This is a genomic window from Psychrobacter sp. CoH-33_TS_01 (genome assembly GCF_058189395.1).
In genome coordinates, this window is sequence record NZ_JBVGQI010000002.1 from 313,868 (window position 1) to 329,733 (window position 15,866).

Here is a 15,866-nt window from a genome sequence, read left to right on the forward strand (position 1 = left end):
GCCCCTATGCTGCTAAGCCGAGGTCCGCTATGCGTAAAATTCCTGTGTACAATCATCCTGCCGCCGGCTGGGCCGCTCTAGCCTCATCAGCGTTAAAACTCAAAGAATATGATGCGCTAACTCGTGGGAGTATCAGTGTCTTTCGTGGCAATCAACCCGAAGGCGGCTTTGACTGTCCTGGCTGTGCTTGGCCTGATCATAAAAGCCATAAAACCATCGACATGTGTGAAAACGGCATCAAGGTGGTGGCCAGCGAGACTATGGCGACGAAAGCAGATGCTGCATTTTTTGCTCAGCATAGCGTGACCGAGCTACAGGGGTGGAATGGCTATCAATTAGAGCATGCGGGGCGCTTATCTGAGCCGCTACACTACAATGCTGAACAGGACCGCTATCTGCCTATCGCTTGGGAGCAGGCTTATCAAATTATTGCGAGTCATTTGCAGCAATTAGACTCACCCGATGAAGCGATGTTTTACACCTCAGGGCGCATCACCAACGAGCCCGCTTTTATGTTCCAATTGTTAGTCCGTAGCTTTGGGACGAATAACCTGCCAGATTGCTCCAATATGTGCCATGAGCCGACCTCGGTTATGCTGGCCAAACAGCTAGGTATTGGGAAAGCTACAGTCATTTTGGAGGATTTCGAACAGGCCAAATTGATTATCCTATTTGGGCAAAATCCGGCCACCAACCATCCGCGTATGCTCGAGATGTTGGCGCATGCTCAGAAGCAAGGCTGCTGTATTATCTCCGTCAATCCTATGCGCGAACAGGGCTTATTTAAGTTCCGTAATCCGCAGAAACCCACCCATATGGCGGCTGGTCAGAGCGATAAGATGGTCGATGAAGTTATTCAGATTCGCATCGGTGGTGATGTGGCTTTAATGGCTGGTATAGCCAAATGTCTCGTCGAGCAAGATGCTATTAATCGAGAGTTTATTGAGACCCATACCGTATATGTTGAGGCGCTGATAGGATGGCTTAACCAACAGAATTGGACGGATATTGAACAAGCAAGTGGTATAGAGCGCGCTAAAATTACTGAGTTAGCGAAGTTGGTTGCGGATAGTCCAGGCACTATCTGTACATGGGGAATGGGTATAACTCAACATGTCCAAGGCGAAGACAATGTTGCTATGATTACCAACCTGTTGTTATTGATGGGTATGATTGGGATAGATGGGGCAGGCGCCTCACCAGTTCGTGGGCATTCAAATGTTCAAGGTGATCGCACCATGGGGATTCATGAACGGCCTAAACCTGCGCTACTCGATAGCTTAGAGCGGGTCTTTAAGCAACCTATGCCGCGCGAAGATGGGCTGGATGTGGTCGAAGGGGCGAAAGCACTCATTAATGGCAAAATTAAAGTCTTTATGAGCCTCGGTGGTAATTATTCTGTGGCGGCGCCGGATACCGATGCTATCCAGCAAGCGCTAGCCCGTACGCCACTCAACGTATTTGTAGCGACTAAACTAAACGAGAGCATGCTTTATCCTGGTAAAGATACCTTAATTCTGCCTTCTCTAAGCCGTACTGAGCAACTGGTTACCGCCAACGGGACTCAGGTGGCGACGATTGAAGACTCTATGTGTCAGGTGGTGCCGACCCAAGGTCGCCTAGCGCCTATCAGTGATATGGTTAAGTCCGATGCGCAGATTATTGCCGATATTGCCACGCACTTATTTGATGCGGATAGCGAGGTCAACAAGAATATCCCGTGGCAGACCATGGCGGCAGACTTCAGTATTACTCGCGATTATATTTCGCAAGCGATCGACGGGTTTGAGAACTTCAATCAGAGGCTTACTGAGTCGCCGCGTGGCTTTCACCTGTTCCATTCAGCACGCGCTCGGCAATGGCACACGGAAAGTGGCAAGGCTGAGTTTGTGGTACCGCAATACCCTATTACGTATGCGCTAACGCAGACAGATACTGCATTGCATTCAACCAAGGCTAAAGCGAGTGAGGCTAGCGCTGCGCAAAAGACTACGGCAACAACGACCACCTCGTGGCAATTAACCACGGTACGCAGTCATGATCAATTTAATACCACGATTTTTGGATTTGAGGACCGCTATCGCAATACCAGTCGCCGCGACGTGTTATTTATGCACCCCGATGAAATGACAAGAATGGGCTGGCAAGTGGGTGATAAAATCATGGTATCGCGCCAAGACAGTACGGATAAGCAACGTACTTTGGGGCCATTAATATTGACCGAAATGGATATCGCAGCACATGCAGTGGCGGCTTACTATCCAGAGAGTAATACGCTCATTGATTTGGATAGCCATGCGCCGAAATCTAGAACGCCGGCGTATAAATCCATCCCTGTTTCCTTAGAGCGAGTGACGGCGGTAAGCTCAACGGCGCCTGTTTCGACCGTGGCGTAATGATTATTGATACTTTAGTCAATACAGAACCGGAGCTTAGATACCCCTCTGATGGCTTTGCTACCTCGCCAGCAGCACCGTTAGCTCGATTAACCCGGCAGCATAACGCGCAGCTACAGCGTGAGTCGCAGCCATTGCAAGCACAGCAAGCATTGCTAGCGGTGGAAGCGGCGGTAGCAATTGTTATTAATGGCATTCATTACGCCGTGCTAATGGCCAGCCCCGATCAATTAGAGTATTTGGCCGTGGGGTTTTTATTTAGCGAAGGCTTAATTGGCCAGGCAAGTGATTTATTAGATTGGGAAGTGACCCATTTAGAGAGTGCTGAGCAAGCAGCCACTATTGCCGATACTGCAGCGGCGTGTACGACTGAGCCGGAGACTATTCAGGCGTTAGCCGAGCAGTTGGCAGATTATGAAGTGTATGTGGTTAATTTAGTATTGAACCAACGTTGTCATCAGCGCATCCAAGCTCAGCGACGCCTGCTAGCAGGACGAACGGGCTGTGGCATGTGCGGGATTACTGGGATTGCACAGGCTTTGCCAGATTTAATAGACTATCAGCAAACGCTTAGCTCGCCGCCGCCATTAGCCCATTTATTAGCTATTCGCCAGCGCATGGACTGTGCTCAGCAAGCGCACCTGATGACGGGGGCGGTGCATGCTGCGGCTACGGTTATTAATGATGAGCTACAAATTTTTGAAGATGTCGGGCGCCACAATGCTTTGGACAAATTGATCGGTTGGCAATTGCGTCATAAGACTGAGCTAGAGTGCGTGGTGATGACTTCGCGACTGTCTATCGAACTGGTGCAAAAATCTATTCGTGCGCAAGTGGGTTGGCTCGTCGGCATGTCGGCGCCGACCAGTACTGCCGTACGTACGGCTGAACGTTATGGCCTGGGGCTGGCCGGATTTTTGCGGGATAATCGGGTGACTTATTATTCGGGTGATGCTTCTTCATTTTAGAATAGTAGACCCCCACCTAACCTCCCCCTGAAAATAGGGGGAGGGACGCTACCTTATGTAGTTTGTCTCTAAATTTTCTGTAATCTTGAATAATTGTCTTATCTATAGCAGTTATTCAAATTATCTAAACCTCATCAGGCTATCTGTGTATAGTTAAATATATATAGATAACGTCAGTCATTAGCTATGAAACAGCCTAATCGAATGCCTTTATACACACGGCCAGCTTTGAAAAAAGCAAAGCTATTGCGTAGTAACATGACAACTGCAGAAAAAAAGCTTTGGCAGAATATAAGAAATAAACAACTCCATGCTACCGATGGTCGGCCCTTAAAGTTTCGTAAGCAGGTACCAATCGGGGACTATATAGTGGACTTCTATTGTCCTCGTAAGCGATTAGTGGTGGAGCTAGACGGTAGTCAACATGCTGACAACACCGTTTATGATGAAATCCGTACTACTTTCTTAGCGAATCAAGGCATTGAGGTTATTAGATTTTGGAACAATGAAGTGCTGACTCATTTGCCTGCGGTTATTGAGCGTATATTGCAAGTTGCGGATGAGAGATTGGTTTTAAATGACGCAGAGTTGGTTGGCAAAAATTAAGTCTTAATTGCAGTGTGTCGTCATTAAACCCTTTCCCGCATTCTTATAAGTGCGCGTCCCCCTCCCTCGCAGGGAGGGGCTAGGGAAGGATTTCTTCTATAAATTATGATTTGGTCATTATTCTAATAAAGCTGCCAGAACGTAATAAATGAACTGCGTTAGGTCAGCGACTTAGATGCAACCCCCACCTAACCTCCCCCTAAAATCAGGGGAGGGACACGACTCTATTAATATCAGACAGGATGCTGCCTAAAAAATAGATTAGCCCATTATCAGTATAATCAGGCATCATAACCCTTAATCTTTATTCTCTAACCTCCCTATGTCCTCAAAACCTCAAAACACTCCAAACCAACCCTTAATCAACGCACTGCTAGCGAGTTATCGTGAGCAGGCGTCGCAGCTGTCTGGTCGTAGGATTTGGCTGGCCTGTAGTGGGGGGCGCGATTCTTTAAGTTTAGCTGCACTGTGTCAGCAGCTCTATCTAGAGGAGCAGTTGCCTTTTTTACCGCAATTACTCCATGTGAATCATGGCCTACAGGCAGCTAATAGCGAGTGGGCACAGCAAGTACAAGCTTGGGCGACTGCGCACGATATGCCTTGTCAGGTGCTTAGCGTAAAGATTGATGGGCGCGATGAACAAGCTGCGCGTAATGCGCGCTATACCGCGATGATGCAGGTGATGAATAAGGGCGATGTGTTAATGCTAGGCCATCATGGCGATGATCAGGCAGAGACCGTGTTAATGCGACTGTTAAATGGGGCCGGAGTACACGGTTTAGGCGGTATGCGTGCGTGGACACAAAAGCACTCGCAGGGTAGTGAGGACGCTCAGCAAAGTATTTATTTATGGCGACCTTGGCTTAGCGTAAGCCGTGAGCAAATCACTGCCTATGCTAATACTGTTGGGCTTGACTACATTGATGACCCGACCAATATCATTGCGTCAGCTCGTATGTCTACTGAAGGCAGTCCATCGCTAAGCTTTGCTGAGTTTAATGATAGAGCTTGGCTGCGTAGTGTGATTATGCCGCAGCTGCAAGCAAGATTTCCGCAGGCGAGCCCAGCTATTATGCGCAGCGGTCAGCTATTACAAGAGGCGAACACTATCGTCACAGCGCAAGCCCAGCAAGATATCGAGGACTGTCTTTATCAAGAAACTGCTGAACCGAAGCAGTTAGATAAGTCACAAGATATGAAGCAGAGACAGTCCATTTTAGACATCGAGCTATTATTAGCTTTACCCAGCGCCCGTCAGGCCGCAGCTATTCATCAGTGGTTAAGCCCTGCTAGAGACGATTTACCGGCGCCCAAACGCTTGGTCGATGAGGTGCGTGAGTTATGTACTCGCAGCGATCAGGACCACCAAACCTGCTTAACCTGGCATAGTAAACCGACCAATCAGCAAGCCAGTCAACAAAACAGTAATGCCAATGCTCAATATTACTATGAAGTGCGGCGTTATCAACAGCAGCTCTTACGGTTGCGCTCTGACTGGGTCGCTTGGCTAGACGCACCACCAGTTAAGCAATCATGGCCAATCGTTGCCGCTAACAGTCAGTCCTCACACTGCTATTCATTAAAGTCAGCAACGCTAAAAACTCATTGGCAGCTGCATCACCTAACCGAATTGGCAAAAGCTTTAACAGACGATATAGAAAAAGATAATACGGCTCAAGGAACGATAGAATTGCAGCCGTTACCGCGTGAGTTAAAAGTGACTTTGGCAGGGCGTAAAGGTAGGAAGTCGGGGAAAAAGCTGCTGCAAGCATTGGGCGTGCCTGCCTTTATGCGTGAGTCTGTCGTGCTGTGTACTTTAAAGTTAGGGGCTAACAAAAATGCAGCTGGGACCAATAGCACGGCACAGAACCCGCTATTTATTTTAACGCTGCATGGAGTGGCGGTGCTCGAGAGTCCGTACGAGCATATTGTACAAGCTTGGTTGGCGCATCATGCTCCTGTCATGCAACTTAGGCACAATCAGAGCTAAATATAATGAGAGTGAGCCGCAGCACTGCAGACGACTGCCCGCTAAGATGTGCTACACTAGGCGTCATTTTATAGCACGTTTTACCGCCCGTATTTATGATATCTGCCATGATGTTAGGCGCAATTAATGCGGCTCTTTTAGCGGATATCGGGTAGATTGCCTAGGGCAGTAGCCACGGTGAATATACGGTATAAGGTGCTTGCGATATAATATTTACCAGCCAGGGGACACTATGAGCGCATTAAAAAATAAAAAGATTATCTTTATCGGCGGCGGCAATATGGCCCAAGCCTTAATCAGTGGTTTGCTAGGCCGCGGTACAGATGCTCAAAATATTACCGTCTCAGACCCCAGTGCGGATATCAGAGCACAATTGGCTGAAAAAGGTTTGCCCAGTGTCGATCCTGTCAACGATACAGAGGGCGCTAAAAAAGCCGTGCAAGCTGCTGATGTCGTTATATTGGCGGTAAAGCCGCAAGTGATGAAAGCCGTCGTTGCGGCCTTTGCTGAGGTACTCGATAAGCAATTGGTCATCTCTGTGGCTGCGGGTTTATCGACCGAGAGTCTAAGCGGCATGCTGCAAGGCTATCCGACTATCGTACGCGCTATGCCGAATACGCCAGCGATGATTCAAATGGGCGCTACCGGCTTATATGCAGGCGTAGACATCACTGAGGAGCAGCGTCAGTTGGCTTATGAAGTCATGGCCGCTTCAGGCTTAGCGATGTGGGTCGAGACTGAGGAGCAAATGCATGCTGTGACGGCAGTTTCAGGCTCAGCACCAGCTTATTTCTTTTACTTTATTGAATCTCTGATTGATGGTGCTATGGCGTTAGGCCTTGATCGTAAACAAGCCAGTGCCTTAGCGATGCAGACAGCTATGGGCGCGGCGCAAATGAGCATTTCTAGTGAGGACACGCCAGCGGAATTACGCCGTAAAGTGACATCACCAAATGGCACCACCCAAGCTGCGGTTGAGTCTATGCAAGCCAGTCAAGTAGGTGAGCATATTCAACAAGCTATGAAAGCTTGCTATGAGCGCAGCCAAGCTATTAGTGCTGAGATGAATGACTAGGGCAAGCTAGACTTATATACTGGCACTGTACTATCAGCTGATTTTTATTTTCCCACCTCAATTTGAGTAGCGTTCCATGAATGACGTGTTATTACCTTTGTTTGATTTGGTCACCACCATTGCGATGATGTTGATCTTCATTCGTTTTATGCTGCAATTTGCGGATATTGGGCCTAATGAGCCTTTGGCTATGCCGGCTTATAAAGCGACGGGTGTTGTGGATGTCTTTGGGCGCATTTTCCCTACCGTCGCTGGCGGTCGCATTAGTATTGCCGCTATTGTATTGATGTTTTTAATCCGCTTAATTGATATCTCAGGTAAAGCGGCGTTAGCCCATACTGGCATAGCGCCGATTCAGCTGTTCTTTGCGGGCTCACTCAGCTTGATACTCGACTTTTTGCGCATGTGTCGCTATCTGGTGATTGGCTCTATCATCGTCAGTTGGATTGTGGTCTTAACCAATAACATGCATCCTATCGTAGCCTTGATTATGCGTATCGCTGAGCCTATCTTAGCGCCATTCCGTCGTATCACGCCCAATCTTGGAATGTTAGATTTATCTCCGATGGTAGCGTTTTTTGCTTTTTACCTTATTGAGTTATTCGTAGGTAAATTAGCCGCTAGCGTTATGCCGATGTTAGGTTAATAGGTTGCTTAGCTAGATTTTAAAATAAAAAAGACGCTCTATAAGGCGTCTTTTTTTATGGGAAAAGAGAGAGTCTAAAAAATGTCTAAATCATGCTAACTTTAATACATTAACGCGCAAAACGGTTGGGAATCCACTGCGCCGCTGGGTCGCTAGGGTGGGGTTGGTCGGCAGCCCGTAGCACTTGTTGAATCCAAACATCGGCAGCTTTGACCGCTGTTAGCATGTCCATACCTTGGGCCAGGCAGCCGGCTAAGTAGCTGGCCAATGAACATCCTGAACCATGAAATTCACCGGGTAATCTAGGTAAGAAGCTCTCATGGACTTGTTGACCGTCTACATAGAGATACTGCTCAATATCGCCACTATCATAATCATGCGAAGTTTTTACTAATACCGCTTTAGCCCCTTGCTCACACAGCAGTTGCGCACCAGCTCGTAGGTCTTGCAGCCCAGATAGCGCTCTTAACTCATGGGTATTGGGCGTGAGGAGGGTGGCAAAAGGAATGAGGTCCAAAAAAGCATCGACTAAGATGGCCACATTGCCCAGACTGCCGCCACTATTGGCCACTAGCACAGGGTCAAGCACAAAGGGAGTGCCCTTGGCGATGATACCGTCTTTAAATAGTTGGGTAATCATCGCAATGTTATCAGTCGTGCCGAGCATGCCGCTTTTAATAGCTTTGACGGGGAGATCTTCCAATACCGCCACAGCTTGCGCTCTGACCAACTCCGCAGCACAGGCCTCAAACCCAAAAACTTGCTGAGAATTCTGTATGGTAATGGCGGTACAAGCCACCGCAGCGTGAGCGCCACTAGCACCGATGGCTTCAATATCTGCTTGTATACCGGCACCACCAGACGGGTCGAGCCCAGAGAAACATAAGACTACGGGACGCATGTAAGCTCCTTACTAAGCGCAATTTCGCTAAAAAACGATCAATAATAAAAAAAGCATGATAAAACATAAGCATGATAAAACATAAGCATGATAAAAGAAAAACCCCTCAATTAGGGGGTGATTCATGCCAAAACTGCTAATCAGGTAATGGCAAGTTACCATATATAGCATAGGCTGACAGCATTTAGGGAATTAGATTTCATAAAAGCGCAGTCAACGCTTGCAATTTGTCTTTGCTTTGCTATAATACTCGCCCACAGCATGGATGACATAGTTACTATGTCGGGCCTTTTTTAGGTTATTGTCTTTATTAGATGAATATGCTGTTGTACAACCTGTTGGGTGAAGTGGGTGAGTGGCTGAAACCGCACCCCTGCTAAGGGTGTATACGTTAACGCGTATCGAGGGTTCGAATCCCTCCTTCACCGCCATTTATTTTAAAGCTGCTGATACTCTTGAGTAAAAGACGCAATAAAATAATATTAACAGAGTAATAAAGGGTTGACTTAGTGAAATTATTCACTATAATAGCCACCTCGTTAAGACAGTTAATGTTCTAACGAAATTAGTAAGCTGTTAAAGGCGCCTGTAGCTCAGTTGGATAGAGCACTTGGCTACGAACTAAGGGGTCGGGAGTTCGAATCTCTCCAGGCGCACCATTTAACAGACCATTTTTAGTCGTTTCTTATAGCTTAAAAAGACACGCTACTAAAAGTAAAACAATCGCCAGTCAAATGACTTAAGGCGATTTTTTTGTGTCTGTAATTTAGGGCGTGTCCTCAATTAACAACACTAGCGTGTAATGGACTAAAACTGGCTATATTTTCGTCACTCTGCGAAAACTTCTAGACAATATGCTCATATTCTCTGCAAAATTTCCATGGACTGACAAAAATCTATCTCACTTTTAGCCTCATGATTCAATTGAGGACACGCCCTAGCCTAATGCCTTTATATTGATGCCGTTATAGCTATGGCGCTAAAATTCTACGAATGACTGGCAAAGCGTCGCCCAGCGTTAGACATTACGGTACAATAGCCGTATCTTCACTGTTCAGTTGCTGTCGCTGCTATGTCTAAACTCTCCAAAAAACCTACCCGTACGGCTACCCCTCCTGTCCCAGAGCAAACCGTGATTGCCCGACCGGGCGTACGTGTGGTCGCTATTATTTATGATGGTATGTTGATACTGGCATTACTATTTTTAGTGGGGACTGTCCTGACCGTGCTCGGCACGCTACTCACTATGGAGTCGGGCAGCACCTCAGATCAAGCCCAATCGCTGCCATCTTGGTATCAAAACTTAGTATTAACACCCGCGTTTTTATTAACGTTAATAGGGTTTTACGGGATCTTTTGGCGTCGCGGTGGGCAGACGCTAGGCATGCAGACTTGGCGCTTAAAAACCGTCAATGCCACAGGACACTACCTCACTTGGCCACAGGCCATTAAGCGCATCCTAGGCGCCTGTGTCGTACCTATTCTATGCGGTGTTATCGGTTATATTATGCATGGTACTCGCGCGGCAATTTTGGCCAGTGCTATTCTCGGTATGGCATTCAACTATCTGTTTTGTTTATTAAACCGTCGCGGGCTTGCCGTTCATGACATGATATCCAATACCATCACCTTAAAAGTACCGAAAGTAAAACACGAAGGTCTGCTAGAGTCTTTTAGAAATCGCAAATCAGCCAAAAAGTCATAATTGGCTCATGTGCTCATCGTTATGCGGTTATCGTTATGGTGCTATTAAATAGCTACTAAATAATAACCGCTCGCAATCGTCACACTCTAATACAAATTCGGTAGTAAATATTGACAATAGTAGCGAGCAAACTCGTTATAGTAGCCGGTTACACCACTGAACCACTTTGGAGAGCGTTTTCATGAGCCAGTCCCAAGCAAGCGATAGCAAAGCCAGCCTAAAATTAGAACAAGATATCTTTGCCGCGTTAATAGAAAAACACGAGTACCAGCGTCAGCTGTGTGATGAGTTGGCGGCAGAGAATAAGTTTGCCAAGCGTAAGGCTATTTTTCAGCGCTTAAAGCTAGAGTTGCGCGCGCACGAGGCGGCCGAAGAGCGGCACTTGTATGTCCCAGTGATGCAGCATGATGAGGGCTTAGATTTATCGCGTCACGCTATTACCGAACATCATGAAATCGATGAGATGTTGGCTACGATGGAAGATGGGCGTATTAGCGAAGAGACTTGGGCAGAGACTTGCGCAGATTTAATCGAAAAAATCCGTCACCATCTCCAAGAAGAAGAAAATAAGTTTTTTAAACAAGCCCGTACTATCTTGGATGACGATTTACAGCAACGTTTGGGCACGCTTTATCAAGCCGAGCATGATGCGTTTGAGAAAGCCCATGCTGCAGAGTAACCGCTAGAGCAATGCTCTACAGGTACCCAGAAAGACTAAAAAAGCCGCTAATCTAAAATGAGCGGCTTTTTTGTGGGCGGGCATCTCTCTAGGGCTGATATTCTAGCTTCCAGATTTAAAGGTTATAACGCTGAGCTGACTAGCCAACTGGTATAACCGATAAAGCCGGTCATGAGCACAACGCCGCTGCCTTTACCGAGGTAGCCGCTACGCTTATAAGCGACGACTGCCAAGATAAACAGCAACATAGTGATGATTGTCATCGCTAAGACATCACGAGATAGAATGACAGGGTCAACGGCAAGCGGATGAATAATAGCGGCCAACCCGACCACGCCGAGGGTGTTAAATAAGTTGGAACCGATGATATTGCCTAAGGCCATCTCATGCTCACCACGGCGCGCCGCCACGATACTAGCGACCAATTCGGGTAGCGAGGTACCAATAGCCACGATAGTGAGGCCAATGAGCAGCTCGCTAATCCCCCAGAGGGTAGCCAACTCTACTGCTCCCCAAACAATGGCACGAGAGCTCAAAATAAGTACCGCTAAGCCGATGATTAAGCTAAAGATGGCTCGAGTACTACTGACTTCATCAAGCGCTGCTACGGGCTCAGTGGGCGCCGCTTGCCGTAAAGCCAGTACCACCTGAATCATTAACACTACTACGAGTGCGATGCAGAGCACAATACCATCAAGACGGCTGAGCCTCCCATCGGCCAGTTGCCAAGCCCCTAATAGGGTGACGGCTAGCAATAGCGGCATATCTTGCTTAATAATGGCCCCGCGAATGAGGATGGGGCTAATAAAAGCCGTTATTCCCAATACTAAGGTAATGTTCATAATATTAGAGCCATAGGCATTGCCTAGCGCCAGACCTGGACTGCCTGCCAACGCCGATAAGCCGGATACTACCAACTCTGGGGCGGAGGTGCCTACGCCTAAAATAAGGACGCCAATCAAAAAACTGGGCATATTATATTTAACAGCAATATCTGTAGCGCCATCAATAAAAATATCGGCGCTCCAAACCAATAAAGCCAGGCCAATAATCATCGCAATAATGGCCAAAGTCATGAAAATCTCCAAAATTAGACAGAAAAAAACGCCAAATAACTTGTTATTTAGCGTTCATCGTCAAGCAATACAGAATAAGGATTTACAGAGTCTTTAAAACTTAAGCGACCTGCACAGGAATGATATTCGCCGTATCTTTAACCGCATTATTCTCGTCGCAATAGACCAGTTTTGGTAAGTGCTGATCGGCTTCGGCGTCATCCATCTGTGCATAAGCACAAATAATCACGATATCGCCTAAATCCGCCATGTGGGCAGCTGCGCCATTTAACGAAATGATGCCAGAGCCGGCTTCTGCGCGAATCGCGTAAGTGCGAAAACGTTTACCGTTCGTGACGTTATAGATGTCGATAGATTCGTTTTCACGAATGCCTGCCAGATCTAGCAAATCGCTATCGATACCGCATGAGCCTTCGTAGTGTAAGTCAGCGTGGGTCACACGAGCACGGTGTAGTTTGCATTTAAGCAGAGTGAGTAACATAAGCGATTCCTCAGTGGTGAGCGCAGAAAATATAACAAAAACTAGGTGGGGTCAAGCGTTAGTGACAGAGAAAGGCTGCTGAGTAATACCTGCTAACACATTTCTCAAAATCGGAGCCATAATGATAACTAGAGCAATTAGTTATGACAGCCTGCTCTATATAGGGATATGCAAAGCGCTTTTAAAGGTAAGGGGGTAAGCGATTATCCTGAACGGGGGTTATTTGCCCCTTAAAGGTAACCGCAATAAATTATTTTTACTTTAAATAAAACGGCTTACATAGATAAGCGATTGCGAAAAGTCTGCACTTATCGGTAGCAAGTGCTATTTGTATTAAACCGGCAGTTTAAAGCCATTAATCTCACCACGAGCTTTTTCAATATCACCAGTAATTAACAGTTTGCTAGCATCTAATGCCGCTTCAAGTGCCGCTTCAATAGCAATTTGGTCGTCAGCGCTAGGTTTCGATAACACGTGACCGCTAACTTTAGACTTATGGCCCGGATGGCCAATACCGATACGCAGGCGATGGAAGTCATTGCCGATATGGGGTGCAATATCGCGTAAGCCATTATGACCGCCATGACCACCGCCGGTCTTTAGTTTGATGCTACCGGCCGGAATATCGAGCTCATCATGAGCGATCAAAATCTCGGCATTATCGATGCCATAGAAATTGACCATCGGCACCACTGATTGCCCCGATTTATTCATAAAGGTCATCGGCAGTAATAAGCGCACGTCTTGACCGTGAATCTGCCCACGCCCGGTCACGCCATGGAATTTTTTATCCGCGGCCAAAGAGATACCAAAGCGATCCGCCAACTGCGCCACATACCAAAACCCCGTATTGTGACGGGTGTGCACGTACTCAGGTCCTGGATTGCCCAGACCGACGATAAGCTTGATAGGCGTCATAGGTGTCTCACAAAATCAAATAGGGCAGGTCGCTCACAGCTAGCCGCTAATTCTAGCAGGTAATTCTAGCAGCTGATTCTAACGATACTGTGGCACAACTTAACTAATAGGGCGACTAGCGTTTGGGCAATCGTCAGTTGACTGTCTTGTTCATTAGTAACAAGCGAACGATTGGCCAAACGGTAGGCAAGTTATAGATAAAGGTCAAATTACGGATAAAAATAAAGGCATATAATATGCCTTTATTTTTTGCTTACTGAACGAAATGCGTAAAATCGGGGTAGGAAGATTACTCTTCGCTATCGCCTTCTTCGCCGCTCTCTTCAGTACCTTCGCCGCCTTGCTCAGTGGCTGGTACTTCATCAGCATCCACTTCTTCTGCATCTTCGTCAACTTCTTCAACCGTTGGTGGCTGCATGTTAACGATAGTGCGGTCAGTACCGTCTTCAATCTCAAGCTCATGGATAACCACGCCTTCAGGAAGTACGATGTCTGACAAGTGATAAGAATCGCCGATTTCCATTTTAGACACATCAACTTCAAGATATTCAGGAAGCTGTGATGGTAAGCAGATAATTTCGATATCTGAAACTAGCGTAGATAGAACACCAGCGTTCTTAGTACCTGGCGCTTCTTCACGACCTACGAAATGCACAGGGATGTTCATGTGGATCTTCTGACCCTTAACAATGCGCTGGAAGTCAGCATGCATAGGCATGTTTTTCGCTGGGTGACGCTGTAGGTCTTTGATAACCGCTTGATGCTCTTCGCCATCGACATTGATCGTCAAGATGTTTGAGAAGAAAGCTTCGTTTTCAAGCAATTTAACCAATTCGTTCATACGAATAGATAGTGCTGTAGGCTCTTCGTTACCGCCATAGATAATAGCTGGTACTAGGTTTTGCTTACGCAGGCGGCGGCTCGCACCTTTGCCCTGCTGATCGGCTGTACGGGCAACGCCCTTAACAGTATATAATACGTTACTCATAGGAGTATCCTTAATATTCAATGAATGATGCCGTTATATTACGCTTGCGACCAGCGTAGCTATAGTAACATCTACAATCCTTACGTTATCACAGCGCTTATATTAATAAAGCTCATGTTTTTAACCTAAAAGGAGAGGGCGTATTATACGCAGCCTACGGAATAAAATCCAGTCAAAACACTATCACCAGATATTAGTGGACTGCATTAGCAATTTATACCTATAAAAAAGCCGCCAGTAACCGATTACTGACGGCTTTATTTTTGCTAAGAGCAGGGCTTAAAATATTACTTTTTAAACTTACTCAAACATCGCGCTGATAGACTCTTCGTTATTAATACGACGTAAGCTCTCAGCTAGCATTGGCGCAATAGTCACCTGACGAATTTTTGAGCAAGCTTTGGCTTCGTCTGATAACGGGATAGTATCAGTTACAACGATCTCGTCTAGAGCCGATTCGCTGATATTTTTCAACGCATTACCCGATAAGACTGGGTGAGTGATATAACCCACGACGCGACGGGCACCATTATCTTTTAGGGCTTGGGCGGCTTTACAAAGCGTACCTGCAGTATCGACCATATCATCAACGATAACGCAATCACGGTCACGGACATCACCAATGATATGCATCACTTGCGACTCATTAGCACGGGCACGGCGTTTATCAATAATAGCTAGATCAGTATCGCCCAACTGCTTGGCCATGGCACGCGCACGTACGACACCACCGACGTCTGGAGACACGACCATGATGTTTTCGTAACCTTGCTGCTGCAGGTCTTTGAGTAGTACTGGAGTACCGTAGATATTATCTACTGGGATATCGAAGAAGCCCTGAATCTGGTCAGAGTGCAAATCAACCGTCATAACGCGATCGATGCTCACAATATTGAGCATATCAGCGATAACTTTGGCAGAGATAGGCACACGGGCTGAGCGCGGACGACGGTCTTGGCGGGCATAACCGAAGTACGGCATAACGGCTGTGATACGACCTGCGCTTGAACGGCGTAGGGCATCGGCCATAACCATGATTTCCATTAGGTTATCATTGGTAGGCGCACAAGTAGGCTGGAGGATAAAGACATCTTTACCACGGACGTGCTCTTTGATTTCAACGGCAATTTCGCCATCTGAAAAGCGAGTGACATCAGCTTTACCAAGGGGGATATGGAGGTGGTCGGCTACGGTTTTCGCTAATTCGGGATGGGCATTACCCGTAAATATCGCCAGATAAGGCATGACTGAAGTCCTATTGATTGACTCAAGCAGCTACCGCTAAGCAGTGACAAACTGCTCAAAATAAGAAAAGAGGAATAAACGTCGTGATGAAGGTATCACAGGTTGTACCATAAAAATGGCAGGGGTAGCTGGACTCGAACCAACGGATGTCAGGATCAAAACCTGATGCCTTACCAACTTGGCTATACCCCT

General features: G+C 46.8%; 14 protein-coding genes and 3 tRNA genes. 10 read left to right on the top strand and 7 right to left on the bottom strand.

The genetic code is table 11. The annotated features are described in order from the left end of the window. Positions 1–29: 29 nt before the first annotated feature. The 6 genes from ACZ2XM_RS04420 (at position 30) to ACZ2XM_RS04445 (ending at position 7,681) form a co-directional block, all read left to right on the top strand. Positions 30–2,396 (top strand): FdhF/YdeP family oxidoreductase, encoded by a 2,367-nt coding sequence (locus ACZ2XM_RS04420; RefSeq protein WP_490587174.1) that lies wholly within the window; start codon positions 30–32, stop codon positions 2,394–2,396. Next, positions 2,396–3,364, top strand: coding sequence for a formate dehydrogenase accessory sulfurtransferase FdhD (locus tag ACZ2XM_RS04425; protein WP_490587175.1), 969 nt, complete (start codon positions 2,396–2,398; stop codon positions 3,362–3,364). Before ACZ2XM_RS04420 ends, ACZ2XM_RS04425 begins: the two co-directional genes overlap by 1 nt. A 204-nt stretch (positions 3,365–3,568) precedes the next feature. Continuing rightward, a complete protein-coding gene (locus tag ACZ2XM_RS04430; protein ID WP_490587453.1) occupies positions 3,569–3,970 on the top strand; it encodes an endonuclease domain-containing protein in 402 nt (133 codons plus the stop codon). A 322-nt stretch (positions 3,971–4,292) separates the two neighbouring features. Then, the gene (tilS, locus tag ACZ2XM_RS04435) at positions 4,293–5,960 is read left to right on the top strand and encodes a tRNA lysidine(34) synthetase TilS (protein WP_490587176.1); all 1,668 of its coding nucleotides are present in this window, start codon (positions 4,293–4,295) and stop codon (positions 5,958–5,960) included. Between the two features lie 232 nt (positions 5,961–6,192). Next, positions 6,193–7,035 (top strand): pyrroline-5-carboxylate reductase, encoded by an 843-nt coding sequence (gene proC, locus ACZ2XM_RS04440; RefSeq protein WP_490587177.1) that lies wholly within the window; start codon positions 6,193–6,195, stop codon positions 7,033–7,035. 76 nt (positions 7,036–7,111) lie between these two features. Beyond that, complete coding sequence (locus ACZ2XM_RS04445; RefSeq protein WP_490587178.1) at positions 7,112–7,681, top strand: YggT family protein; 570 nt, start codon at positions 7,112–7,114, stop codon at positions 7,679–7,681. Positions 7,682–7,790: 109 nt separating this feature from the next. On the opposite strand, the gene ACZ2XM_RS04450 is transcribed toward ACZ2XM_RS04445, so the two are convergent. Next, entirely contained in the window at positions 7,791–8,582 is a 792-nt protein-coding gene (locus ACZ2XM_RS04450) for a hydroxymethylpyrimidine/phosphomethylpyrimidine kinase (RefSeq protein WP_490587179.1), read from the bottom strand. 341 nt (positions 8,583–8,923) lie between these two features. Here ACZ2XM_RS04450 and ACZ2XM_RS04455 point away from each other — a divergent pair. The 4 genes from ACZ2XM_RS04455 to ACZ2XM_RS04470 all read left to right on the top strand — a co-directional run bounded on the left by ACZ2XM_RS04455 (position 8,924) and on the right by ACZ2XM_RS04470 (position 10,966). Next, positions 8,924–9,013 (top strand) — tRNA-Ser (locus ACZ2XM_RS04455). A gap of 151 nt (positions 9,014–9,164) precedes the next feature. Next, positions 9,165–9,241 (top strand) — tRNA-Arg (locus ACZ2XM_RS04460). Between the two features lie 413 nt (positions 9,242–9,654). Then, positions 9,655–10,287 carry an RDD family protein gene (locus ACZ2XM_RS04465; RefSeq protein ID WP_490587180.1) on the top strand — a complete coding sequence of 211 codons (633 nt, stop codon included), beginning with the start codon at positions 9,655–9,657 and terminating at the stop codon, positions 10,285–10,287. A gap of 181 nt (positions 10,288–10,468) precedes the next feature. Beyond that, positions 10,469–10,966 carry a hemerythrin domain-containing protein gene (locus tag ACZ2XM_RS04470; protein ID WP_490587181.1) on the top strand — a complete coding sequence of 166 codons (498 nt, stop codon included), beginning with the start codon at positions 10,469–10,471 and terminating at the stop codon, positions 10,964–10,966. A 122-nt stretch (positions 10,967–11,088) separates the two neighbouring features. On the opposite strand, the gene ACZ2XM_RS04475 is transcribed toward ACZ2XM_RS04470, so the two are convergent. The 6 genes from ACZ2XM_RS04475 to ACZ2XM_RS04500 all read right to left on the bottom strand — a co-directional run bounded on the left by ACZ2XM_RS04475 (position 11,089) and on the right by ACZ2XM_RS04500 (position 15,866). Next, the gene (locus ACZ2XM_RS04475; RefSeq protein WP_490587182.1) at positions 11,089–12,042 is read right to left on the bottom strand and encodes a calcium/sodium antiporter; all 954 of its coding nucleotides are present in this window, start codon (positions 12,040–12,042) and stop codon (positions 11,089–11,091) included. 100 nt (positions 12,043–12,142) lie between these two features. Continuing rightward, positions 12,143–12,523, bottom strand: coding sequence for an aspartate 1-decarboxylase (gene panD, locus ACZ2XM_RS04480; RefSeq protein ID WP_490587183.1), 381 nt, complete (start codon positions 12,521–12,523; stop codon positions 12,143–12,145). Between the two features lie 333 nt (positions 12,524–12,856). Next, the gene (gene pth, locus ACZ2XM_RS04485; RefSeq protein WP_490587184.1) at positions 12,857–13,441 is read right to left on the bottom strand and encodes an aminoacyl-tRNA hydrolase; all 585 of its coding nucleotides are present in this window, start codon (positions 13,439–13,441) and stop codon (positions 12,857–12,859) included. A gap of 289 nt (positions 13,442–13,730) precedes the next feature. Then, the gene (locus ACZ2XM_RS04490) at positions 13,731–14,429 is read right to left on the bottom strand and encodes a 50S ribosomal protein L25/general stress protein Ctc (RefSeq protein ID WP_490587185.1); all 699 of its coding nucleotides are present in this window, start codon (positions 14,427–14,429) and stop codon (positions 13,731–13,733) included. A gap of 300 nt (positions 14,430–14,729) precedes the next feature. After that, positions 14,730–15,674: a ribose-phosphate pyrophosphokinase gene (locus tag ACZ2XM_RS04495; RefSeq protein ID WP_490587186.1), complete on the bottom strand. Its 945-nt coding sequence runs from the start codon at positions 15,672–15,674 to the stop codon at positions 14,730–14,732. Between the two features lie 116 nt (positions 15,675–15,790). Further along, a tRNA-Gln gene (locus tag ACZ2XM_RS04500) sits at positions 15,791–15,866 on the bottom strand.